Below are 20,814 nucleotides of genomic sequence, written 5' to 3'. Positions count from 1 at the left end.
GGCCTATGATGGTCAGTATAGCCCGCCCGAGGTAAGCTCTCCAAACCCGGTACCAAGGGGCACCCGAGCAGTCCCACCGGTTGAGGTTTCCACGGTGCTGTCCGTGGGTGGCAACGGGTCCCCATCGACGATTTCACCGCCATCGCCGCCGGGTTCCTGGCCACGTGCGAACATCGGCAGGTTCGACCCCATTCCAAATCCACCATCGACAATGGACAACATGCCAAAGAAGGGTTCTTCGCCGTCGCGGAAATACTCCATCACCACGTCGGGGCCGGACGCGCCCTCTTCCAGTCTCTGGCCAGAGAAGCGGTCAATCGGATAGAAATGGCCGCCGGGCGGCACTTCGAATTCGCCGCCGCCGTATTCGGCAATTGCCTCGCGCATGAACTGCGCAAAGACCGGCCCGCACATGCCGCCGCCAGATGCACCCCGGCCCAGACTGCGCGGAGTGTCGAAGCCGATATAGCAGCCTGCCACGATGGTGTTGGAGAACCCAACGAACCAAACGTCGCGTGCATCGTTGGTCGTACCGGTCTTGCCAGCAAGCGGAACGCCAAGGCCCGCATTCCCGACGCTTCCCGCCGCGGTGCCCCGCTGGACCACGCCGCGCATCATCGAGGTGATCTGGTAGGCGGTGATTGCGTCAATCACCCGCTCTCGGTTCGACACGATCCGGGGCGCGCGGCCATCCTGCAAATCGCTTAGCAGGCAGTCCTGACAGATGCGCTGATCATGGCGATAGACTGTTGCACCGAACCGGTCTTGCACCCGGTCAACCAGAGTGGGTTCCACCCTCTCGCCGCCATTGGCAAACATCGCATAGGCCGCCACAACACGATAAAGCGTGGTTTCCTGCGACCCGAGCGAATTGGCCAGATAGGGTTGAAGCTCATCATAGACACCGAAGCGTTCCGCATAGCGGGCCACGGTCTCCATGCCCACATCCTGCGCCAGACGCACGGTCATCAGGTTCCGTGACCGCTCGATCCCGGTGCGCAGCGGAGCAGGCCCATAGAATTCATTGGACGCGTTGGTTGGCCGCCAGATGCCTTCGCCCGTATCGACCTCGATCGGGGCGTCGATGACGATGGTGTTGGGGCTATAGCCGGTATCAAGCGCGGTTGCATAGACGAAGGGCTTAAAGACAGAGCCCGGCTGGCGCGTCGCCTGTGTCGCGCGGTTGAAGCTGGAATACTGGTAGGAAAATCCCCCCTGCATCGCCAGAACGCGGCCCGTGTTCACATCCATCGCCATGAACCCGCCCTGCACCTCGGGGATCTGGCGCAGGGTCCAGCGGATAAAGCTGCCGTCGCTGTCGCTGGTCATGGCGCGCACATGGATCACGTCGCCCACGTCCAGCAGATCGCCAGCAGTGCGCGCGGTATCGCCCCGGTTGCCGTCTGCATCCACGGGACGGGCCCATGTCACGTCTTCTGGCGGAATCCAGTGGCCGTCCTCGTCATCCTCAACGCCTTCGATGCCAATCCGGGCGTGGGTGTTGCCCACTTCCAGAACCACAGCCGCGTGCCAGCCATCTATGTCACGCGGAAAGGTGACCTCTGCCAACAGCTCACGCCAGCCCTCGCCCTCGGCTGCGGCCAGAAGCTCGGGCTCAATGGTTGCCAGCGGTTCGCGCCACAGGCCACGTTCCCGGTCATAGCGCTCCAGCGCTCGGCGCAGGGCCTGTGCGGCGGCATCCTGAAGGCTTTCATCCATCGTGGCACGCACGGTGTAGCCGCCCGACAGGAACCCTTCGGTTCCGAAATCGCGGCTCAGCTGGCGGCGGATCTCGTCAGAGAAATAGTCACGTGATGGCAACTGCGCCCGGAACGGCTCAATATGGCCGCCCTGAACGGTTTCCAGCGGCATGGCCTGCGCGGCCTCCATCTCTTCTTGCGAAAGATAGCCGTTCTCATACATCTCGCGCAGCACGTAATTGCGGCGGCTGACAGCGCGTTCATAGTTGCGCACCGGATGCAGCGCGGTGCCCCCCGATTGTGGCAGCGCCGCCAGGTAGGCGGCCTGTTCGGGGCGCAGGTCGACAAGGTCGGAGTTGAAATAGGTCTGCGCCGCAGCGGCCACGCCGAAGGAGCGCTGACCAAGCTCGATCTCGTTGAGATAAAGCTCCATGATCCGTTCTTTTGACAGCGTCTGCTCGATCCGCGCGGCAAGGATGATCTCTCGGATCTTCCGTTCGATCCGGCGCGAACCATCGAGCAGGAAGTTCTTCACAACCTGTTGCGTGATCGTGGATGCCCCACGCACATCCTGCCCGCGAGACCGGATCGCCTCGACAACCGCGGCTCCGATGGCGCGCGGATCATAGCCGGAATGTTCAAAGAAGTTGCGGTCCTCGGCGCTGACGAAGGCATGTACGACGACCGGCGGAATTTCCTCATACGAGGCATAGATCCGGCGTTCGGCGGCAAATTCATCCATGATCTCGCCATCGCGGTTATAGATCCGGCTGATCGTGGCGGGCGAATACTGCTGTAGAGTCTGATAGTCAGGCAAATCGCGGGTGAAGGAAAAGATCACCCCACCAGCAATCAGCGCACCCATGACGAGCCCATTGGTCACGAGGCTAAAAATTGCCCCCAAAAAGGAAAAAATGAATCGGATCATGCCCGCGACTCCTGTGGCGCTTTCGCCTTATAGGCGGGGTAAATGACAGGGTCAAAAGGCACGCGAGGAAAGCGGCGGGAAATCGCGCCTTTTCGGGGTTGGTCCATGCGCCTCGCAGCGCGCTGGAAGAGCGACGGAGTTTTATGACATTCTTCCTGCCTGTGAACATGCGGCGGCTTTCTGGGCCTGTTCACGCGACACCAGCCGCGCCCTGAACGCAGCCATCGCACCCCGTTAGAGCGCGGGTTCTGCCAACAACCGGTCGTGATGAAGACGAGCCAATGGGAAAGGCCGGGGATGAACCTTCGAGTCACACTGGCCTGTCCCCGAACGGCAACAAGGCTTTGCTGAAGTTTCACGGGTTCCAGGTGCTTTGGCTTCCTCCCCGAGACGAAACGCTTCGAGGAGGCTCCGTTTTGGCTTGCGCGTTATTCCGGGGGAATGGCGTAGGTCATCGAGGCCCTGGCCACTGGCGCTTCCATTCCTTCCGATCGGATCAGACAGTCGCCCACAGCCAGGGAACGACCCAGTTTCAACAATCGGCAATCGCATAGCAGATCCGTGGCCGCAGCAGGTTTTCGCATGAAATCCATCGAGATATTCGTAGTCACGGCCAGCGCCTTGGGTCCGATCATCGCCAGCACCGCAAGGTAGATCGACACATCAGCCAGTGCGAACATCGACGGGCCCGAGATCGTGCCGCCGGGTCGCAGATGCCGGTCATCGACGTTCAGCCGTACGAGGATTCCCATCTCGCGCACCTCTTCGACGGTGAAATCATCCGCCACCTGCTGGAACTCCGCCTGCAAAAAAGCTGCCAGCGCGGATTTGTCCATGAGCAGTCCCATTGCTCCTCCTCCATCTTTCGGCATAGCATTCCGGGTCTTGAAGCGAATTGGCAAGGGAGGGCCAGATGTCGGACGCTACGTCACAGGATATTCTTATCCGCGAGGATCTTGGTCCAATCACCCGGCTGACGCTGAATATGCCCGGTGCGCTGAATGCGCTGTCGGATGCGATGCTGGCGCGTCTAAAGGAAGAATTCACCGAATTGATGGGGTCCGAGACACAGCGCGTCGTGATCCTGCGCGGGGTTGGCAAAGCGTTCTGCGCCGGTCATGACCTCAAGGAGATGCGTGCCAAGCGCCAGGCCCCTGACAAGGGCGCAGCCGCCTTGCGTGATCTGTTCAATCGCTGTGGCGAGGTCATGCAGATGATACCGCGCCTGCCGCAACCGGTCATTGCTCAGGTCCACGGTATTGCCACGGCGGCGGGCTGTCAGCTGGTGGCCTCATGCGACATGGCGGTGGCTGCCGATGACACTCGGTTCGGGGTGAATGGCGTGAATATCGGCCTGTTTTGTTCTACGCCCATGGTGGCCCTGTCACGCAACATCCCGCGCAAGCAGGCGATGGAGATGCTGACCACAGGCCGTTTCATTTTTGCTGACCGTGCCGAAGCCCTCGGGTTGATCAACCGATCCGTCCACGCAGACCGATTGGAAGACGAGGTGATGGACCTGGCGCAGACCGTGGCCGACAAGCTTGGCAGCGCAGTGCGCATCGGCAAACGGGCGTTTTACGACCAAATCCAGATGAACCTCAGCCAGGCCTATGACTTTACCGGGGCCGTGATGGTGGAGAACATGCTGGACGACGACACGGCCGAGGGCATTGACGCTTTCATTGAAAAACGGGTGCCTGACTGGAAGCAGCCAGGTTAAGTCAGCCGGTCCGCCTCAACAGCAAGGTCAGCATTGCGATACTGGCCGCCAGCACCAGCAGCGACAGGCCAAGCAGGCCCGTCACCCCGTATCCGTCCAGCATGACCGCGCCCAATAGCGGGGCCAGCGCACCTGCCAACAGCGCCGGGATCTGTATGGTGCCCGCTATCGCGCCGTAGCCCGCCGGTCCCATAACCTCTGAAATCAACACGGGGCGCAGGATGGTCATGATGCCGATTGCCCCACCCTGAATGATGGTGAAGGCGAAGATCAGCAACGGCTCCAACCCCGCAAGGAACAACGCCAACGTGCCTACCACCATGGTCAGGAAGGTGATCCGGGTCGCGGTTGCAGTACCGATCCGGGCCTCATATCGCATCAGGACCAGACGGCCTGCCACCTGCGCGGGCCCGACTGTAGAAGCCGCGAGAACCGCAAAGGGCTGGCTTGCCCCCTGGGCCACAAAAATGGGAACGGCGTAGTTGATCAGCATCCAGTGATTGAGCGACACAAGCGACAGGACGATTGCCAAGATCCAGAAACTGCCAGAGCGTAGCGCCCGGACCAAAGCGCCCTTGTCGGCCTCTCTTGTATCCGGCGCACCCTCTACCCGGCGCAGCATCCGGCCCGCGATTGCAAATAGCGGCACCAGTACAAACGCCATCACCGCCGCCGCAACCCACACCGCGCCTCGCCAGCCGATTGAAGCACTGAGCGTTGCGCCAGCCGGAAAAGCCAGCGTGGATGCAAAGCCTGCCACCAAAGTGACCCGGACAATCGCCGCCCGTGCGTGGGGGCCGAGGCGACGGATCAGGAATGCGAAACAGGTTTCATAGAGCGCCACCGACTGCGCCAGCCCGATCAATGCCCAGGCCGAGAGATAGGCCGCTGGTGTGTGGCTTATGGCCAGGAGCGACAAGGCCCCTGCCCCGATCACCGCGCCCGCAACCATCGCCTCTGGCCCTTTGCCGAGGTCTACCAGCCTGCCTGCGAACGGGGCCAATGCCGCAGCGATCACGATGGACAGAAACGGCCCCGAAGCCAGAACTGTCCGATCCCAACCCAGATCGGCCTCCCAGCTCAGGATGAGGGCCGCAAAGATGTAGTAAAGGCAGGCGTAGCTGAGAGTCAGGCCGACCGCCAGCATCCAGACTGCGGGGCCGCGTGCGGCCTGGTTTGGCCGCACTTCCATGTTAAACCCCGTAAATCGCGCCGAACTTGGCGTCGAGATAATCCAACAACGGCTCCTCGCTGACCGGCGCGCGCGATGCCCGTTCCACGACCTTACGAGGCTCGAAAAGCCCACCATGGGTTTGCAGGTTCGCCGCCATCCAGCCTGTTGCGCCGCTCAGATCGCCCGCCGCCATCTGCGCATCCAGGTCTGGCAAGTCTTCGCGAAGCGCTTTGAACAGGCAGCCCGCATAGACGTTGCCAAGCGTGTAGGTCGGGAAATACCCAAACAGCCCCACCGACCAGTGCACGTCCTGAAGCATCCCGTTCGAAGGCTTGTCGACCGCGACACCAAAATCGGCGGCAAAGCGGTCATTCCAGGCTGCTTCTAGATCAGACACTTGCAGATCGCCCTTGATCAGCGCGCGTTCCAGATCGAAGCGAAGCAGGATGTGCAAGTTGTAATGAACCTCGTCGGCCTCGGTGCGGATGTAGCCAGATTGTACCCGGTTCACGGCGGCGTGGAACGCATCGGCATCACCGATATTCAGCGGCCCAAAGACATCGGTCATCCTAGCGAACAGCCAACCGGTAAAGGCGCGGCTGCGGCCCATCTGGTTTTCATAGGACCGGCTCTGGCTTTCATGCACCCCCATGGACACGCCCTGCCCCAGAACGCTGAGCATATAGGCATCGTCGATGTTCAGCTCATAGCACGCGTGGCCAACCTCGTGGATGGTCGAGTAGAGACAGCCAAAGGGCTCGCCCTCATCCACCCGCGTTGTGATCCGAACATCGTGGCCAGACCCAGAGCTGAACGGATGCACCGCCTTGTCTATGCGGCCATGGGTGAAATCATAGCCGAAAACGCGCGCCAGATCGGCGGAGAGCGCCAGCTGCGCGGCTTCCGGGAAATGGCCGTGAAGCGGGTCGGGGTCAAAGCCCGAGGATAGAACCCGCCCCCGCAGGTCAACCAGACGCGGCCGCATACGAGAGAAGAGCGCCTCCAGCTCTGCGCCGGTGATCCCCGGCTCGTAATCCTGCAAGAGCGCGTCATAGGGGTCTGCGTCGCCTGCGATGGCGGCGGCTTCCTCTCGGCGCAGACGCAGAATTTCAGTCAATGTGGGAAGAAAAGCCGCAACATCCTCGCTCGCGCGGGCCTCGGCCCATATGCCCTGAGCCCGCGACGTGGCCTTTGCCAGCGCCTTTGCCAGATCGGCAGGCACCTTGGTGGCACGGTCATATTCCCGGCGAATAAGGCGCAGATTGGCGCGGGCCGTGTCGTCTGCGGCCTCTGCCTTGGCCAGCCATTCGCCCACCCTCGGATCGGTGCGGCGGGCATGAAGGACAGATTCCATTGCCGCCATTTCTTCCGCTCGCTGATCAGCCGCCCCGCGCGGCATCACGGTTTCCTGGTCCCAGCCAAGGCGTCCCATCACCTGCGCCAGCGCCTGCGTGTCTTTCTGATAGGCGATCAGATCGTCATAGGCCGACATCTCAGGTTCCCCTTACGGATTGCGCGCGCGGGTGCATCGCGGTGAAGCGAGCGCGCAGGATCAGGACAATCGTCAAGACCGCCCCCAACTGGTGCAGCAGTGCCAGCGCCAGGGGCGAGGAATGCATGACGGTTACGATGCCAAGCGTGGCCTGAACAAAGATCATCACTGCCGCCACCTGCGCAGCGCCCTTGACGCTGCGATTGGCGGATTTGCGGGCTGCCATCAGGATGCCGATCGCCATCAGCACCAGCACATAGCCCACGATCCGGTGGATGAACTGCACGGTGCCTGCGTTCTCAAAGAAGTTCCGCCACAGGGGCTCGATCTGCCACATATCGGGCGGGAAGAAACCGCCGGACATAAGCGGCCAATCGGGAAACATGCGGCCCGCATCAATGCCCGCCACAAGAGCACCCAGAAGGATTTGCACGAAGGACAGATGCAGAAGGCCCGTGGTCATGCCCTTCATCTTGCGGTCCATGTTGCGACGGGCCTGCATCAGTTCAGCCTCGTCCCGTGACAGGCGGAAGACATACCAGGCGATCAGGCCCAGGATCAGGAAGGCCAGGCCCAAATGCGTGGCCAGCCGATAGGACGCAACGTCGAGCATCCCCTCCTGCAGCCCGGAATGCACCATCCACCAGCCAATGGCCCCTTGTGCGCCGCCAAGGGCCCCTAGCAGCAAGAACCGCCCGGTCCATCCAGTTGGCATACGCTTGGTCGCCAGCATGAAGCCAAAGCCGATCGCCCAGACAAGGCCAATGGTGCGGCCAAGCTGCCGGTGTCCCCATTCCCACCAGTAGATGTACTGGAATTCAGCGAGGCTCATACCAGCATTCTGCAACCGGTATTCGTCTGTCTGCTGATAGGCCTCGAACTCCGCTTGCCAATCGGTTTCGTTCAGCGGTGGAACGGCGCCGGATATCGGTGCCCACTCCGTGATCGACAGGCCTGAGTCGGTCAGCCGGGTCAACCCACCCACGGCGATCATCACCACCACCATCACAAAAAGCACCATCAGCCAGATCCGCGCAAAACCGCGCCCCCTACCCCGGCCTGCTGTCAAAGCGCCCGGTGTAGCGGCGGGTTTCCGGGTTTCCGTGACCTCTTCAAAAATGCTGCGCTGTCCGCTCATGCCTCAGGCTCCCATTTCCTTTCCGCCAGACCTAGCCCTGCCCCACGGGAGGATCAAGCGCCACGGCAATGGGTCGCGGGTCAGCCACGTTCCTTCCAGCGGACCATTTGGCGCAGGACCCCATGAAGCGTCTGCACATCCGCACGCGTCAGCGGCAGCCGGGCCCACATATTGCGCAGGTTCAAGCGCATACTTTCGGCCTTGGCCTCTGGGAAGAAGAACCCGGCTTCTGACAGCCGGTTCTCAAAATGATCACCCAGTTTTTCAATCTCCAGCCCGGTCGCGAAGTCGGTCCCGGCCAGTTCCATGACCTCGGCGACGATCTCTTCTGTCGCACGACGCCATTCATAAGCGGTCAGCAGCACGCATTGCCCAAGGTTGAGCGAGGCAAATTCCGGGTTGACCGGCACTGAGACGATGGCGTTGGCAAGAACAATATCGTCATTCTCCAGCCCCGCGCGTTCAGGGCCAAACAACACCCCGACCTTACCGCCCTGAGCGTGGATCTCGCGCGCTTGCTGCATGGCGCGCTCAGGCGTCACGATGGGTTTGGTCAGGCCCCGCTGGCGCGCGGTGGTGGCGAACACGTAGGTACAGTCGCGCAGCGCCTCCTGTGTGGTTTCGAAAAGGCCCGCATTGTCCAGCAGCCGCCCGGCACCGCTGGCCAGCGCCACGGCGCGTTCATTGGGCCAGCCATCGCGTGGGCTAATGACGCGCATGTGGTCCAAACCGAAATTCCACATCGCCCGCGCGGCGGCGCCGATGTTTTCGCCCATCTGCGGGCGCACGAGGATGAAAGCGGGTTGCGGGTGTTTGCTGTCCATGCCAGCCGCATAAATCCGAGGGCTTTGCGATGCAAGCGCCCCATTGTTCCCGACGCCATCACCGGCTATCACCGCGCCAATAGTGATGAAGGACAGACCCATGCCACAGGACGCCCCAGAGCAGCCGCAGATCTACCTGATCACGCCGCCCGCCTTCGAGATTGACGACTTCACCCCGAAGCTTGCCGCCGTTCTGGACGGAATGGAGATCGCCTGTCTTCGGCTGGCCCATGCGTCCTCGGACGCCGATGAGGTCGCCCGCGCCGCCGATGCGCTGCGCCTGATTGCACATGAACGCGACGTGCCGCTTGTGATCGAAAAGCACCTTGGCATGGTGGAACGGCTTGGCCTTGACGGCGTTCACCTGACCGATGGCGCCCGGTCCGTGCGCAAGGCGCGCAAGGATCTGGGGGCCGATCCCATCGTCGGAGCTTTCTGCGGGGTCTCTACCCATGAAGGCATGACAGCGGGCGAAGTGGGTGCGGACTATATCGCCTACGGCCCTGTGGGTGACAGCCCGCTTGGCGATGGCAGCAAGGCAGAACATGACCTGTTCGCCTGGTGGTCACAGATGATCGAACTGCCGGTGGTCGCAGAGGGCGCATTGACGGCCGATCTGGTGGCAAAGCTGGCCCCTGTCACCGATTTCTTTGCCATCGGGCAAGAGATCTGGAAAGCCGAGGATCCGCTTGCAGCGCTGAAGGCACTTACCGCGCCGATCCGGTAAATCCCTGACGAACGACCTTTTCGCAGGCTAAGGCCAGCGCTTTGCGATCGGGGTAGTCCGCCACTTTCAAGGGCGGATGGTAGATCACGTCGACCACGCCCTGCCGCCGGACGGCCAGCACCTTAAGCAGCCCGTAGCCAAAGCCCATATCGCCCCACCAGCCATAAAACCTTGGGTCCTCACCCTCGGGCGCGTGATAACGCAGGCTGACAGGCTGGATCGTCAGGAAATCGCGCAACGTCTCGGTGGTGAAGGCCGCAAAGAGCGTGGTTTTGAAGGGCAGAACCCGCTGACCGTCGGTACTGGTTCCCTCAGGGAAGAACAGCAGATGGTGGCCCGCCCGCAACCGATCCTCGAACATCTCCTGTTGGCGCTTTGCCTCGCGCCGGTCACGACGGATAAAGACTGTACCCGTGCCCCGCGCCAGCCAGCCAATTCCGGGCCAGCCATGCACCTCGGCCTTGGCGACAAAGTAGATCCGCTTGGAGGCGTTCAGAACGAAAATATCCAGCCAACTGGAATGATTGGCCACATACGCGCCACGAGCAGGTGATGGAGAACCACTGACATGACGCTTTAACCCCATCAGCCAACAGGCTGAAATACATACAAATTGTGTGATCCATGGCGTGACCGGACGCCGATAGCCCCAAATCCACTTCTCCGGGATGCGCAAGATCAGCAGCGCTGGAAAGCAGATCAGCAACAACAGGACAATCGGCCCGCCCCGGCGCAACACGCGCACCCAACCCGCCCAAGTGATCGGGGTGTCCACCGGGACTTGCCCGTCATCCCAGATCGTCACCGCCGTGCCCCTTTGGCATAAAGACCGAATTGCTTTTGCGACACGCGTTTTACGTCCAGCAACAGGCAAATATCCGTCGTGTTGAAGGGCCGGTCGATAAAGGCGCCCTCTCCCACAAAGCCCCCCATCTTGAGGTATCCCTTGATCAGCGAGGGCATCGCGCGGGCGGCTGCCACCCGGTCCAGTTCAGCCTCGTCGATCAGGTCCATGCGCTGGAACCCCTCATCACGGGCCCGAACCCGGATCTCCTGCGGTGCGAGATAGCGGTGATGCAGCAGCGACAGGGGGGCGGCGAACGCGCTGGCATCGGTGCCATGAAAGGAGGCCACGCCGAAAATCAGGTCGATTCCGTGGTTTTCCACATATTCGGCAAGCCCGTTCCACAGATGAAGCATTGCGGTACCGCCGCGATAATCTGCATGGACGCAGGACCGGCCCAGTTCCAACAGTTTCAAGGGACCGGCCTTCAGCACCGTAAGATCATATTCGTCGTCGCAATAAAACTGGCCGGCCTCGGCGGCCTGATCCTCGCGCATCAGACGGTAGACGCCCACGCAAGGGTTATCCTCCCTGGAACGGTCCATCAGCATCAGATGATCGAAGAACGGGTCGAAGCGGTCGATCTCCAGCCCGTCGGCATGGTCCACCATGTCGCCGTCGCTTCCCAATTCCCGAACGAAGACATCATAGCGCAGGGATTGGGCCAGACGCAGATCCTCGGCGGTTTGCGCAAGACGCAGCTCGAATTGGGTGTCGTCGATGACCATGCTTTGCCTGCCGATATTCCTGCGCGCGGGGTAAGCGATTGGCTTGCGCATTGCAACCGCAGGCGGGCAGCTCCGGGGGTCCGTTAGGAATCTGTTAACCGAGCATGGACTAGCGTTTCAGAGCAACAGACCCGAGGGGATCAGAACTCGATGACAAGGCCCACACGCTCACCATTGATCACCACTTTGCCGGCATGTTCGAAATTAACCGTGATCCGGCCGGCGATATTTGATTGCACCTGTCCCAGTCCCCAATCGGGCTGGCCAGGGTGGCGCACCATCATGCCCGGTTCCAGCATCGCATTCAAATCATTGACCATTTCAGGGGGCCTTTCGTAATGGATGATCGCCATGACTTCCCCCTGCCTGAACTTGCCGAACTGGTGGGATCGCGGCTGTGCCATGACCTTGTAAACCCGCTATCCGCAATTTCCAACGGGATGGAACTGATCGGTTTGTCTGGCGCTCCTCGAAGCCCGGAACTGGACCTGATCGGATCGGCGATCGAAGATGCCATGGCGCGTATCCGCTTTTTCCGTGTCGCCTTTGGTGCAGCCCGGGCGGACGAAACCCTGTCAGAACGCGAGATGCGGGAAATCGTGGCTGCGATCTTTGGGTCCGGGCGTCTGACCGTTGATTGGCAGGTCCGCGGTGATCTGCCTCGCAAGGACGCAAAGCAGGGCTTTCTGTTGCTAAACTGCGCGGAAAGCGTCCTGCCGCTTGGTGGCTGTCTGAGCGTTCGGCGCGAGGGTGAGAGGTGGGAATTGTCAGGGACAGGTCGCAAGCTGGCCATAGACGAAACACTTTGGCAGCTGCTGGATGAACCGGCGCTTGCTGTTGCGTCGCTCCCTGCGTCTCGCGTTCAGTTCGCCCTGCTGGCGAGAGACACGGCAGAAAACGGACAGCGCGTTCGGCTGGTACAGGATCAGGAGGATCTGAAATTCACCGTGCATGTCACGAAGGCTTAACCCTGCGCGACCAGCCCCGCCCGAAAACGGCGCATGTTCTGTCGGTAATGTTCGGCAGAGGCCAGCAGGCCCGCTTGCGCGGCCTCATCCAGTGTCCGCACAACCTTGCCCGGAGCGCCCATCACCAGTGAGAAATCAGGGATCACCTTGTTTTCGGTGATCAGCGCCCCGGCCCCGATCAGACAGCCTTTGCCGATCTTCGCACCATTCAGAACCGTGGCGCCCATGCCGATGAGGCTGCCATCCCCAATCTGGCACCCATGCAACATGGCCTTGTGACCGATGGTGCAATTGGCCCCGATCTGCAATGGGCAGCCGGGGTCGGTATGCATGACGGTGTTTTCCTGCACGTTCGATCCTGCGCCAATCCGAATTTCTTCGTTATCGCCACGCAGGGTGCAACCGAACCAAACGGACGCGCCAGTTTCCAGCACCACCCGCCCGATCACATTGGCGTCCGGTGCGATCCAGGTGTCGTCCGCAATCTCGGGTGCGATGCCGTCGAGGGCATAAATCACTGTTCATCCTCCTGAAACTCGGACTGAAGCCCACGCACAAAGCTTGCGAGCCCGGGCTGTTGCGGCTGACGCAGACGCTCGGCGCTGACGATGGTTTTCAGCCGCTCGAACGTCACTTCCAGATCGTCATTGACCAGAACGTAGTCGTACCCGTCCCAGTGGCTGATTTCGTCCCAGCTTTTCTGCATCCGCTTCTGGATCACCTCGGGCGCGTCCTGCCCCCGGCTGACCAGACGGCGGCGCAGTTCCGCGATGGACGGCGGCAGCACGAAAATTGACAAGACATGATCACGCAGTTTCGACACCTTGATCTGCTGCGCGCCCTGCCAGTCGATGTCGAACAGCACATCGCAGCCGCTGTCGATCGCCTCTTTCACCGGTGCCATGGGCGAACCATAGAAATTGCCGAAGACATGGGCGTGTTCCAACATCGCGCCATCACGAACCAGCGTCTTGAAGCCTTTCTCAGTCAGGAAATGGTAGTCCTTGCCGTCCACCTCGCCCGGACGCGGGGCGCGGGTGGTGGCGGAGACCGAGAAGCTCAGGGACGGATCCCATTCCATCAGGCGCTTGGCCAGCGTCGATTTTCCCGCGCCCGAGGGCGACGAAAGAATGATAAGAAGGCCACGGCGGCTATCGGGTTGGGGCATGATCACTCCACGTTCTGAACCTGCTCGCGCATCTGATCAATCGCGACCTTGAGGTCAAGGCCGGTCTGGGTCAGCGCCGCGTCGTTGGACTTGGAGCAGAGCGTATTGGCCTCTCGGTTGAACTCCTGCATCAGGAAATCAAAACGTCGTCCCACAGGGCCATCCGCGTCCAGCAGCGCCCTGGCTGCGGGAATATGGGCGTTGGCGAGACGGTCGATCTCCTCGGTCACGTCCGATTTCACCGCCTGGAGCGCCAGTTCCTGTGCCAAGCGATCCGGGTCCATGCCGTCTGCGGTGTTGAGAATTTTCTTCAAGTTTTCTGCCAGCCGGTCGGCTGCCGTGCCCTTGCGCGCGTCCGCTAATGCAGCGGCTTGTGCAACCAACGGCGTCATGGCGTCGATCTGATCGCTCAGCGTTTGGTTCAGGGCCGCGCCTTCCTCTGCACGAGAGGTCAGGAAAGCGGCCAGCACCTCGTCGAACTCGGCCAGAAGGGTTTCATCAGACGGAAAAATATCATCCGCGCCACCGCTGGCCATCACGCCTGGCAAGCTCAGAATTCGGGCGGGATCCACCGCATTGACGGGCAGGCCCTGTGCTTCGGCGCTGCGCTGTATGTGGGACAGCGCTGCCAGCGTTTCCAGCAGAGCCGCCTCGTCAATTGCGCTTGCGGTTCCGCTGTCTTCCTTGGTGATCCGCAGGCTAAGCGTCACCGATCCGCGGGCAATGACCTTTTTCAGCCTTTCCCGCAACGCGATGTCTAGCCGTCCCAAACGGTCCGGCAACCGCAGCCGCATATCGAGACCACGGCCATTGACGCTGCGCAATTCCCAACTGCGAAGGATGCCATCTGATGCCACATCGCGTGCGGCATATCCTGTCATCGAATTAACCACTTAAGCTTTTCCCCCCTGCTCGTTGAATTGTACGGATGTTATTAAGGGTTGGGTAAGGATCTCCGGGTCAGCGTTAACACAAATGCACGCGCGACGCTATTGCCGGGCAGGGTCGTTTCAGGGGCCGTAATGCAGGAGCGTAAGATGAAAACCTGTTCTGAACAGCGGCGAAACGTTGTGCCTCTCTGGCGCCGAAAAGGCCGGCAGATGGGATCTGTGGTCAACACTGTCGTGACTTACTGGAACAGCCTTCGCAGGGATGGTGCAGTGCCGCGCCGGGCCGATCTGGACCCGCAGGCCCTGTGCCCTGTCCTGCCCAATGCCTTTTTGCTCGAACGCACGCGCGCCGATATGGTCCGGTTCTGGCTGGCAGGACAGCACCTTCACCACACGATGGGAATGGATGTAAGGGGTATGCCGTTGCGGGCCTTTTTTGAAATTTCGGACCGTAAGCGGTTGATGCAAAGGGTGTCTCAGGTTTTTTCCGATCCTGCTGTTCTGGATCTGGAACTGGTGTCCGATGCACAAGGCCGGGTAGTGCTGGAAGGTCGGATGTGCCTTTTGCCGCTGGTCGGCCCCGAGGGAGAGATCGACCGCGCGCTTGGGGTTCTGGCCACGGACGGGTTGATCGGACTGCCCCCACGCCGCTTTCGCATTCGTCACATCGGCGCGTCTTGCGTTGCTGGTGTCACAGCCCCCTTGCCAGTTGAACATTCGGTGCAAGAGCGCGGTCAGAAAAGTCCCGGCCTTCGCGTCATTCAAGGTGGGCTTGCCTGAGCTGAACGCCAAGCGACGTTAACCGCGATCTGAGAACGCTCCAGGCTTCTTGGTTAACGGAAAAGCCCCGGACCCTGCCAGGATCCGGGGCGTTTCTTAAATCACTCACACTGTATTTCAGCCAGCCGCTGCCTCAGCCTTACGTCCATCGCGGCTCAGCTCCTCGGCCACAAGGAACGCCAGTTCCAGCGATTGAGACGCGTTCAGACGCGGGTCACAGGCGGTGTGGTAGCGGTCGGACAGATCCTCATCCGTCACGGCGCGCACGCCGCCGGTGCATTCGGTCACGTCCTTGCCGGTCATCTCGAAATGCACGCCGCCCGGGACCGTTCCCTCGGCGCGGTGGATCGCAAAGAATTCCTGCACCTCGCGCAGAACCGACTCGAACGGACGGGTCTTGTAGCCCGATGCCGCCTTGATGGTGTTGCCGTGCATCGGATCGCAGGACCAAACGACATTGGCACCCTCTTCCTGAACGGTCTTGATCAGGCGCGGCAGGTGATCGCCGACGCTGCCCGCACCAAACCGCGCGATCAGGGTCAGGCGGCCAGCCTCGTTCTTGGGGTTGAGCTTGGCCATCAGCACCTTGAGGTCTTCTTCGGTAGTTGTCGGCCCGCATTTCAGACCGATGGGGTTCTGGACGCCGCTGGCGAATTCCACATGGGCACCGTCAGGCTGGCGGGTGCGGTCCCCGATCCAGATCATATGGCCCGACCCTGCCACCGGCAGGCCAGAGGTCGAATCGATCCGGCACAGAGCCTCTTCGTATTCCAGCAGCAGCGCTTCGTGGCTGGTGTAGAAATCCACGGTTCCAAGCTGATGCGCGGTTTCCGAGTTCAGGCCGGCGGCGGTCATGAAGTCGAGCGCATCAGAGATCCGGTTGGCCATGTCGCGGTAGCGATCGGCGTCGTCGGCATCGGTAAAGCCAAGCGTCCAGCTGTGAACCCGGTGAATATCGGCAAACCCGCCCTGGCTGAAGGCGCGCAGAAGGTTCAGCGTTGCCGCCGCCTGCGTGTAAGCCTGCAACATTTTCTGCGGGTTCGGAAGACGAGCCGCCTCGGTGAAATCCAGCTCGTTGATGATGTCACCCCGGTAAGAGGGCAGCTCAATCCCGTTCTTGACCTCGGTCGGCGCGGAACGGGGTTTTGCGAACTGGCCCGCCATGCGGCCCACTTTCACGACCGGAACCTTGGCGCCAAATGTCAGCACCACGGCCATCTGAAGCATCACCTTGTAGGTGTCGCGAATGGAATCGGCAGAAAACTCGGCAAAGCTCTCAGCACAATCACCGCCTTGCAGCAGAAACGCCTCACCGCGAGACACGGAGGCGAGCTGGCTGCGTAATTTGCGCGCCTCGCCTGCGAAGACGAGTGGTGGATAGCTGGCAAGTTGAGCCTCGACAGCCGCCAATGCTTCCGCATCGGGATAGTCGGGCATCTGAATCCGCGGCTTTGCGCGCCAATCCGATTTCGTCCATGCCTGTGCCATAACGCAACTCCTGTCAGTGTCAGACCGCGCTTATAGGGCAGAGAAAAGCGGGGGCCAATGCGAAATTCGTTCTCTCGGGGGATTGCGAAACCCAAAAAATGGTGGTTTCGCTAGAAAACGTGGCGAAATCAACCGGGCCGCGATGGAAAGGAAGCGCAATGGTCACTCTTTTGAATGGCGTTCCCCGCCAACCCAAGCGCTTTATCTTCGTGCTTCTGGATCAGTTCACCCTGCTCAGCTTTGCTGGTGCGGTTGATACTTTGCGGATCGCCAACCGGCTCGGCGGCGCAAACCTGTATAAGATTCTCTATGCGGGCGAGGAAGGTGACGAGGCAAAGTGCAGTTCCTATGCGCGGATCAAGCTGCATATGAATTTTGAGGAACTGAACCGCGAAGACACGATTGTCATTTGCGGCGGCATTGACGTCCAGAAGGCCACGACAAAGAAGCTGATCAACTGGCTACGCCGAGAAGCACGGCGCGGGGTGACAATTGCGGCGCTATGCACCGGGGCCTATGCCATGGGAAAGGCGGGGCTTCTGGATGGCAAACGCGCAACGATCCATTGGGAAAACCAGGATAGCTTTTCTGAAGAGTTCGAAGAGGTAAAGCTGACCAAGTCGGTTTTCGTTATCGATGGGAACCGGATGACAACAGCCGGAGGCACCGCGTCCATTGACCTGATGCTGACGATTGTGGCCAACGATCACGGCGAAGAATTGGCAAGCCAGATTGCCGATCAGCAAATCTACACCTCGATCCGCACCGATCAGGACTCGCAGCGTTTGTCGATCCCCACCCGGATTGGCGTGCGCCATCCTAAGCTGAGCCAGGTCATCCGGATGATGGAGCAGAACCTCGAAGAACCGATCAGCCCGTCCATTTTGGCGCAAGAGGTCGGCATGTCGACGCGGCAGCTGGAACGGTTGTTCCGTCGTTACCTCAACCGTAGTCCCAAGCGCTATTACATGGAGCTAAGGCTTCAAAAGGCGCGCAACCTGCTGATGCAAACCGATATGAGCGTGATCAACGTGGCGCTGTCATGCGGATTTGCTTCGCCCTCGCATTTCTCCAAATGCTATCGGGCGCATTACGACACCACCCCCTACCGGGAAAGAGGTGCGCAGTCGACTCGGGTCAAGGATTGATCTGTCAGCCTTCGATGACCCGCGCCGCTCGGCCACCTCGGCGTTTCGCAGCGGGCGGACGGTTCAGCCCCTGTTTCAGAACAACAGTCATCGGATGATCCGGAGCATCAATTCCGTAACGGTCCAGCAAGACCTGGATATGAGGCAGGGGATCGGGGTCGGGTTGGCTAAGGGCCCAATCCATGAAAATCGAGCGACATTCGCCATCAGTGATTCCCTCGATCCGGTACGCCTCTCGGATCAGGTTCTTGGGATCGCTTGCGTCTTTCATGCCTCATCCTCCTTGCGTGGCGGAGTTGCCAACGCCTGATTGATGATAGCCTCACATTCGATGCGCAGGCTCTCTGATTTCGCGGCCAATTCGGCGCTGTCTGCGACACCGGCCTCGCGCGAAATGAAGCTGCGTCCGCCCGATCCGATCTCGTCCAGATCCAGCCGCCGATCCGTCAGAAGCCGTGTGGCGTGATTCAGGCGGCCATAGAGGTGATGGGCCGCGGCAAGGGTGCGCGCGTCATCGGCCTTGATCCAGCCGATCGACACGCCAGCCTCCAACTGCCCCTCCACATCACGCGCAGGGACCCCGGCGATCAGGGCGGCGGTTTCTGCCAGCAGTTCCACGTCCTTCATCCGGCCCGGACCTTCTTTGGCGTCCAGCCCCTCGCCCACGCGGCCAGCCGCGGCAAGCCGATCGCGCATGTCCTGTGCGTCGGCCATGATCTTAATTGGGTCACGAGGCGTGGTCAGAACCTCCATCCGAATCTGTTCTATGTCGGCGCAGAGGCTGGCGTCCCCCGCCACGGGCCGCGCGCGGGTCAGGGCCAAATGTTCCCAGGTCCAGGCTTCGGTCATCTGGTAGTGGCGGAAGCCTTCCAATGCAGTCGCGACCGGCCCTTGGCGCCCGGAGGGGCGCAGACGCATATCGACCTCATAAAGCTTTCCTTCACCCGTCGGCGCGGTCAGTGCAGTGATCAGCGTCTTGGTGGCCTTGGCGAACCATCCGCGCGGATCAAGCGGGCGGCGTCCCTCGGTGAATTCAACCTCGCCGGGATCATAGATCACCAACAGATCAAGATCAGACCCCGCCGTCAGCCGACCGGCCCCAAGGCTGCCCATGGCCACCACCGCACCGCCGCGCCCCGGCGCGGGACCGTGCCTCCGGGCGACCTCATCACAGACACGCGGCCACAATGCTTGCAGGATGACCTCTGCCAGCATCGAATATTGGGCACCGGCCTCCTCTGCGTGGATCAGGCCGCGCAGATGGTGCACGCCTACGCGGAAATGCCATTCCTTCAACCATCGCCGCGCCGTGTTCAGAACACCTTCGTAGTCCAGACCCTCAAAGGCCGTTTCCAGATGGGCGGTCAGATCTTCCCGGTCTGGCCAGCCTGAAAAGAAATCCCCACCGATTACCGCGTCCAGAACGCCCGAGTTCCGAGACAGATATCGCGACAGACCCGGAGCCGTTCCGCAGATATCCACGATCAGATCGACAAGCGGCGGATTGGCCTCGAAGAGTGAGAAAAGCTGTACCCCGGCAGGCAGACCCTTCAGGAAGCCGTCAAAGTTGCCAAGCGCCTCTTCCGGGCGCGGGGTGGCCGCGAAGCGGGTCAGCAGATCAGGTTTCAGCCGCGCGAATATCGCCTGCCCCCGCGCAGATCGAAGTGCCGGATAACCTGGCCATCTGGCCACGATCTCTTCTGCGGTGGTGGACAGGTCCGGCAGATCGGTTTCCACCTTTTCGGGTTTGAAGAACGGTTCGCATAGCCGGTCGACCTCTTCCAAACGGCCGTGCAACTCCGCGCGGAAATCACGGGTATCCGCCACGCCGCAAAACCGTGCCAACCGGTCAAAGCCTTCGTCGGAATTGGGCAGCAGATGCGTCTGCGCGTCATTGACCATCTGAACCCGATGCTCGATTTCCCGGTGCAGTCGGTAATGCCGGGTCAGCCGGTCGCGTGTCGTGCTGTCTATCCAGCCCTTTTCGGCCAAAGCCGCCAGCGCCGGCACCGTCCCGCGACAGCGCAAGTCAGGGTCACGCCCACCTGACACAATCTGCCGGGTCTGTGCGAAAAACTCGATCTCTCGGATGCCGCCCGCACCCAGCTTCATGTTGTGGCCTTCCAGGGTGATCGGCCCGTGCAGGCCCTTGTGACGGCGAATTTTCTCGCGCATCTCATGGGTGTCCTGAATGGCGGCAAAATCCAGATGCTTGCGCCAGACGAAGGGGGTGAGGGTTTTCAGAAACCGTTCACCCGCCGTAATGTCGCCGGCGCAGGCGCGCGCCTTGATATAAGCCGCACGTTCCCAATTGCGGCCCTCGGCCTCGTAGTAGCGCTCAGCGGCGGCCATCGAGATGCAGACAGGCGTCACGGACGCATCAGGGCGCAGCCGCAGATCGGTGCGGAAGACATAGCCATCGCGCGTCACATCCGACAGGGCAGCGGCCATGCGGCGTGTCACCTTGATGAAACTCGCGCGCGCTTCCATCTCGTCCCCGTGATCGAACCGGGTTTCATCGAACAACACGATCAGGTCGATATCGGAAGAATAATTCAGCTCTCCGGCGCCCATCTTGCCCATGGCGAGCGCCACCATGCCAGCCCCGGTCTGCGCGTCCTCCTCGGACATGCCGGGAATCTTGCCGCGCCGCGCCTCTGCCGCCACCAGTTCCCGGATCGCCACATCAACGGCGGCATCTGCGAAATCGGTTAACAGGCCGGTGACCTTTTCCAGCGGCCAGACGCCCCCCAGATCGGCCAGCGCCGCAAAAAGCGCCACCCGGCGTTTCAACCGGCGCAATTCCGGCGCAAGGTCACTTAATTGCACGGCCCCGGTATCGAGCAGCAAAGCGCGACGAACGGCGTCAGGGTCTTGCGTCAGCGCCTCGGCCAACCAGTCCCTTTCCTTTCCGATCAGGCTAAGCAGATAGGGGCTGCACCCGCCAGCGCCCTCGATCAGCGGGCGAAGGTCCGGCGAAAGGTCCGGCAAATGCGCAAGTGCATCTGAACCGCGATCGGGATCGAAGGGAATGGGATGTCGGGTCAGGCGGGATGCAAAGCTCATACCCTCTGTGATGGCGGGCGGCCAAGGT

The 20,814-nt window shown here is 61.2% G+C and carries 20 protein-coding genes; 5 read left to right on the top strand and 15 right to left on the bottom strand.

All coding sequences use genetic code 11. The annotated features are described in order from the left end of the window. Positions 1-12 precede the first annotated feature (12 nt). Both ACROHD_RS03055 and ACROHD_RS03050 read right to left on the bottom strand, forming a co-directional pair. On the bottom strand, positions 13-2,628 hold the full coding sequence (locus ACROHD_RS03055; protein WP_432675857.1) for a penicillin-binding protein 1A: 2,616 nt from the start codon (positions 2,626-2,628) through the stop codon (positions 13-15). Positions 2,629-3,056: 428 nt separating this feature from the next. Further along, positions 3,057-3,476: a PaaI family thioesterase gene (locus ACROHD_RS03050; protein ID WP_432675856.1), complete on the bottom strand. Its 420-nt coding sequence runs from the start codon at positions 3,474-3,476 to the stop codon at positions 3,057-3,059. 65 nt (positions 3,477-3,541) lie between these two features. Between ACROHD_RS03050 and ACROHD_RS03045 the strand changes: the two genes are divergently transcribed. Further along, positions 3,542-4,351, top strand: a complete 810-nt coding sequence (locus ACROHD_RS03045; RefSeq protein WP_432675855.1) for an enoyl-CoA hydratase — start codon at positions 3,542-3,544, stop codon at positions 4,349-4,351. 1 nt (position 4,352) lies between these two features. Here ACROHD_RS03045 and ACROHD_RS03040 read toward each other — a convergent pair whose 3' ends face one another. From ACROHD_RS03040 to ACROHD_RS03025, 4 genes are all read right to left on the bottom strand, one after another. Then, the gene (locus ACROHD_RS03040; protein WP_432675854.1) at positions 4,353-5,543 is read right to left on the bottom strand and encodes an MFS transporter; all 1,191 of its coding nucleotides are present in this window, start codon (positions 5,541-5,543) and stop codon (positions 4,353-4,355) included. Position 5,544: 1 nt separating this feature from the next. After that, positions 5,545-7,017 carry a carboxypeptidase M32 gene (locus ACROHD_RS03035; protein ID WP_432675853.1) on the bottom strand — a complete coding sequence of 491 codons (1,473 nt, stop codon included), beginning with the start codon at positions 7,015-7,017 and terminating at the stop codon, positions 5,545-5,547. A 1-nt stretch (position 7,018) separates the two neighbouring features. Further along, entirely contained in the window at positions 7,019-8,155 is a 1,137-nt protein-coding gene (gene ctaA, locus ACROHD_RS03030) for a heme A synthase (RefSeq protein ID WP_432675852.1), read from the bottom strand. A gap of 80 nt (positions 8,156-8,235) precedes the next feature. Next, positions 8,236-8,979 (bottom strand): RNA methyltransferase, encoded by a 744-nt coding sequence (locus ACROHD_RS03025; RefSeq protein ID WP_432675851.1) that lies wholly within the window; start codon positions 8,977-8,979, stop codon positions 8,236-8,238. A 100-nt stretch (positions 8,980-9,079) separates the two neighbouring features. On the opposite strand from ACROHD_RS03025, the gene ACROHD_RS03020 reads away from it, so the two are divergent. After that, positions 9,080-9,706: a thiamine phosphate synthase gene (locus ACROHD_RS03020; protein ID WP_432675850.1), complete on the top strand. Its 627-nt coding sequence runs from the start codon at positions 9,080-9,082 to the stop codon at positions 9,704-9,706. Here ACROHD_RS03020 and olsA read toward each other — a convergent pair. The 3 genes from olsA to ACROHD_RS03005 all read right to left on the bottom strand — a co-directional run bounded on the left by olsA (position 9,687) and on the right by ACROHD_RS03005 (position 11,631). Beyond that, positions 9,687-10,511: a lyso-ornithine lipid O-acyltransferase gene (gene olsA, locus ACROHD_RS03015; RefSeq protein WP_432675849.1), complete on the bottom strand. Its 825-nt coding sequence runs from the start codon at positions 10,509-10,511 to the stop codon at positions 9,687-9,689. The genes ACROHD_RS03020 and olsA overlap by 20 nt on opposite strands. Then, on the bottom strand, positions 10,508-11,278 hold the full coding sequence (gene olsB / locus ACROHD_RS03010) for an L-ornithine N(alpha)-acyltransferase (RefSeq protein WP_432675848.1): 771 nt from the start codon (positions 11,276-11,278) through the stop codon (positions 10,508-10,510). The genes olsA and olsB overlap by 4 nt, the downstream gene beginning before the upstream one ends. Positions 11,279-11,418: 140 nt before the next feature. Continuing rightward, positions 11,419-11,631 (bottom strand): DUF3553 domain-containing protein, encoded by a 213-nt coding sequence (locus tag ACROHD_RS03005; protein WP_432675847.1) that lies wholly within the window; start codon positions 11,629-11,631, stop codon positions 11,419-11,421. On the opposite strand from ACROHD_RS03005, the gene ACROHD_RS03000 reads away from it, so the two are divergent. Continuing rightward, positions 11,617-12,246 carry a histidine phosphotransferase family protein gene (locus tag ACROHD_RS03000; protein ID WP_432675846.1) on the top strand — a complete coding sequence of 210 codons (630 nt, stop codon included), beginning with the start codon at positions 11,617-11,619 and terminating at the stop codon, positions 12,244-12,246. The two genes, ACROHD_RS03005 and ACROHD_RS03000, sit on opposite strands and share 15 nt — an antisense overlap. On the opposite strand, the gene ACROHD_RS02995 is transcribed toward ACROHD_RS03000, so the two are convergent. The 3 genes from ACROHD_RS02995 to ACROHD_RS02985 are packed head-to-tail and all read right to left on the bottom strand — an operon-like array spanning position 12,243 to position 14,295. Further along, positions 12,243-12,764: a gamma carbonic anhydrase family protein gene (locus ACROHD_RS02995; protein ID WP_432675845.1), complete on the bottom strand. Its 522-nt coding sequence runs from the start codon at positions 12,762-12,764 to the stop codon at positions 12,243-12,245. The genes ACROHD_RS03000 and ACROHD_RS02995 overlap by 4 nt on opposite strands. Further along, complete coding sequence (gene gmk / locus ACROHD_RS02990) at positions 12,761-13,414, bottom strand: guanylate kinase (protein WP_432675844.1); 654 nt, start codon at positions 13,412-13,414, stop codon at positions 12,761-12,763. The genes ACROHD_RS02995 and gmk overlap by 4 nt, the downstream gene beginning before the upstream one ends. 2 nt (positions 13,415-13,416) lie before the next feature. Next, entirely contained in the window at positions 13,417-14,295 is an 879-nt protein-coding gene (locus ACROHD_RS02985) for a YicC/YloC family endoribonuclease (RefSeq protein ID WP_432675843.1), read from the bottom strand. Positions 14,296-14,514: 219 nt separating this feature from the next. Here ACROHD_RS02985 and ACROHD_RS02980 point away from each other — a divergent pair, with 219 nt between their 5' ends. Next, positions 14,515-15,084, top strand: a complete 570-nt coding sequence (locus ACROHD_RS02980; protein WP_432675842.1) for a PAS domain-containing protein — start codon at positions 14,515-14,517, stop codon at positions 15,082-15,084. Positions 15,085-15,201: 117 nt separating this feature from the next. On the opposite strand, the gene ACROHD_RS02975 is transcribed toward ACROHD_RS02980, so the two are convergent. Next, entirely contained in the window at positions 15,202-16,572 is a 1,371-nt protein-coding gene (locus ACROHD_RS02975) for a class II 3-deoxy-7-phosphoheptulonate synthase (protein WP_432675841.1), read from the bottom strand. 158 nt (positions 16,573-16,730) lie between these two features. Here ACROHD_RS02975 and ACROHD_RS02970 point away from each other — a divergent pair, with 158 nt between their 5' ends. Then, entirely contained in the window at positions 16,731-17,720 is a 990-nt protein-coding gene (locus tag ACROHD_RS02970; protein ID WP_432675840.1) for a GlxA family transcriptional regulator, read from the top strand. 4 nt (positions 17,721-17,724) lie between these two features. Here the strand turns inward: ACROHD_RS02970 and ACROHD_RS02965 are convergent, their stop codons facing one another. Both ACROHD_RS02965 and ACROHD_RS02960 read right to left on the bottom strand, forming a co-directional pair. Next, positions 17,725-17,991: a hypothetical protein gene (locus ACROHD_RS02965; protein ID WP_432675839.1), complete on the bottom strand. Its 267-nt coding sequence runs from the start codon at positions 17,989-17,991 to the stop codon at positions 17,725-17,727. Further along, positions 17,988-20,786, bottom strand: a complete 2,799-nt coding sequence (locus ACROHD_RS02960) for a [protein-PII] uridylyltransferase family protein (protein ID WP_432675837.1) — start codon at positions 20,784-20,786, stop codon at positions 17,988-17,990. Before ACROHD_RS02960 ends, ACROHD_RS02965 begins: the two co-directional genes overlap by 4 nt. Between the last annotated feature and the right edge of the window lie 28 nt (positions 20,787-20,814).

This window comes from Nioella aestuarii (assembly GCF_050896395.1).
Lineage (GTDB): Bacteria > Pseudomonadota > Alphaproteobacteria > Rhodobacterales > Rhodobacteraceae > Nioella > Nioella aestuarii.
The sequence above is the reverse complement of the archived record's forward strand: the minus strand, read 5'-3'. Positions and strand labels throughout refer to the sequence as shown.

What these genes read in the sequence shown, in the direction of transcription:
- ACROHD_RS03055 (WP_432675857.1), bottom strand. Translation starts at nt 2,628, where the DNA reads ATGATCCGATTCATTTTTTCCTTTTTGGGGGCAATTTTTAGCCTCGTG.
- ACROHD_RS03050 (WP_432675856.1), bottom strand. Translation starts at nt 3,476, where the DNA reads ATGGGACTGCTCATGGACAAATCCGCGCTGGCAGCTTTTTTGCAGGCG.
- ACROHD_RS03045 (WP_432675855.1), top strand. Translation starts at nt 3,542, where the DNA reads ATGTCGGACGCTACGTCACAGGATATTCTTATCCGCGAGGATCTTGGT.
- ACROHD_RS03040 (WP_432675854.1), bottom strand. Translation starts at nt 5,543, where the DNA reads ATGGAAGTGCGGCCAAACCAGGCCGCACGCGGCCCCGCAGTCTGGATG.
- ACROHD_RS03035 (WP_432675853.1), bottom strand. Translation starts at nt 7,017, where the DNA reads ATGTCGGCCTATGACGATCTGATCGCCTATCAGAAAGACACGCAGGCG.
- ctaA (WP_432675852.1), bottom strand. Translation starts at nt 8,155, where the DNA reads ATGAGCGGACAGCGCAGCATTTTTGAAGAGGTCACGGAAACCCGGAAA.
- ACROHD_RS03025 (WP_432675851.1), bottom strand. Translation starts at nt 8,979, where the DNA reads ATGGACAGCAAACACCCGCAACCCGCTTTCATCCTCGTGCGCCCGCAG.
- ACROHD_RS03020 (WP_432675850.1), top strand. Translation starts at nt 9,080, where the DNA reads ATGCCACAGGACGCCCCAGAGCAGCCGCAGATCTACCTGATCACGCCG.
- olsB (WP_432675848.1), bottom strand. Translation starts at nt 11,278, where the DNA reads ATGGTCATCGACGACACCCAATTCGAGCTGCGTCTTGCGCAAACCGCC.
- ACROHD_RS03000 (WP_432675846.1), top strand. Translation starts at nt 11,617, where the DNA reads ATGGATGATCGCCATGACTTCCCCCTGCCTGAACTTGCCGAACTGGTG.
- ACROHD_RS03005 (WP_432675847.1), bottom strand. Translation starts at nt 11,631, where the DNA reads ATGGCGATCATCCATTACGAAAGGCCCCCTGAAATGGTCAATGATTTG.
- gmk (WP_432675844.1), bottom strand. Translation starts at nt 13,414, where the DNA reads ATGCCCCAACCCGATAGCCGCCGTGGCCTTCTTATCATTCTTTCGTCG.
- ACROHD_RS02985 (WP_432675843.1), bottom strand. Translation starts at nt 14,295, where the DNA reads ATGACAGGATATGCCGCACGCGATGTGGCATCAGATGGCATCCTTCGC.
- ACROHD_RS02980 (WP_432675842.1), top strand. Translation starts at nt 14,515, where the DNA reads ATGGGATCTGTGGTCAACACTGTCGTGACTTACTGGAACAGCCTTCGC.
- ACROHD_RS02975 (WP_432675841.1), bottom strand. Translation starts at nt 16,572, where the DNA reads ATGGCACAGGCATGGACGAAATCGGATTGGCGCGCAAAGCCGCGGATT.
- ACROHD_RS02970 (WP_432675840.1), top strand. Translation starts at nt 16,731, where the DNA reads ATGGTCACTCTTTTGAATGGCGTTCCCCGCCAACCCAAGCGCTTTATC.
- ACROHD_RS02965 (WP_432675839.1), bottom strand. Translation starts at nt 17,991, where the DNA reads ATGAAAGACGCAAGCGATCCCAAGAACCTGATCCGAGAGGCGTACCGG.
- ACROHD_RS02960 (WP_432675837.1), bottom strand. Translation starts at nt 20,786, where the DNA reads ATGAGCTTTGCATCCCGCCTGACCCGACATCCCATTCCCTTCGATCCC.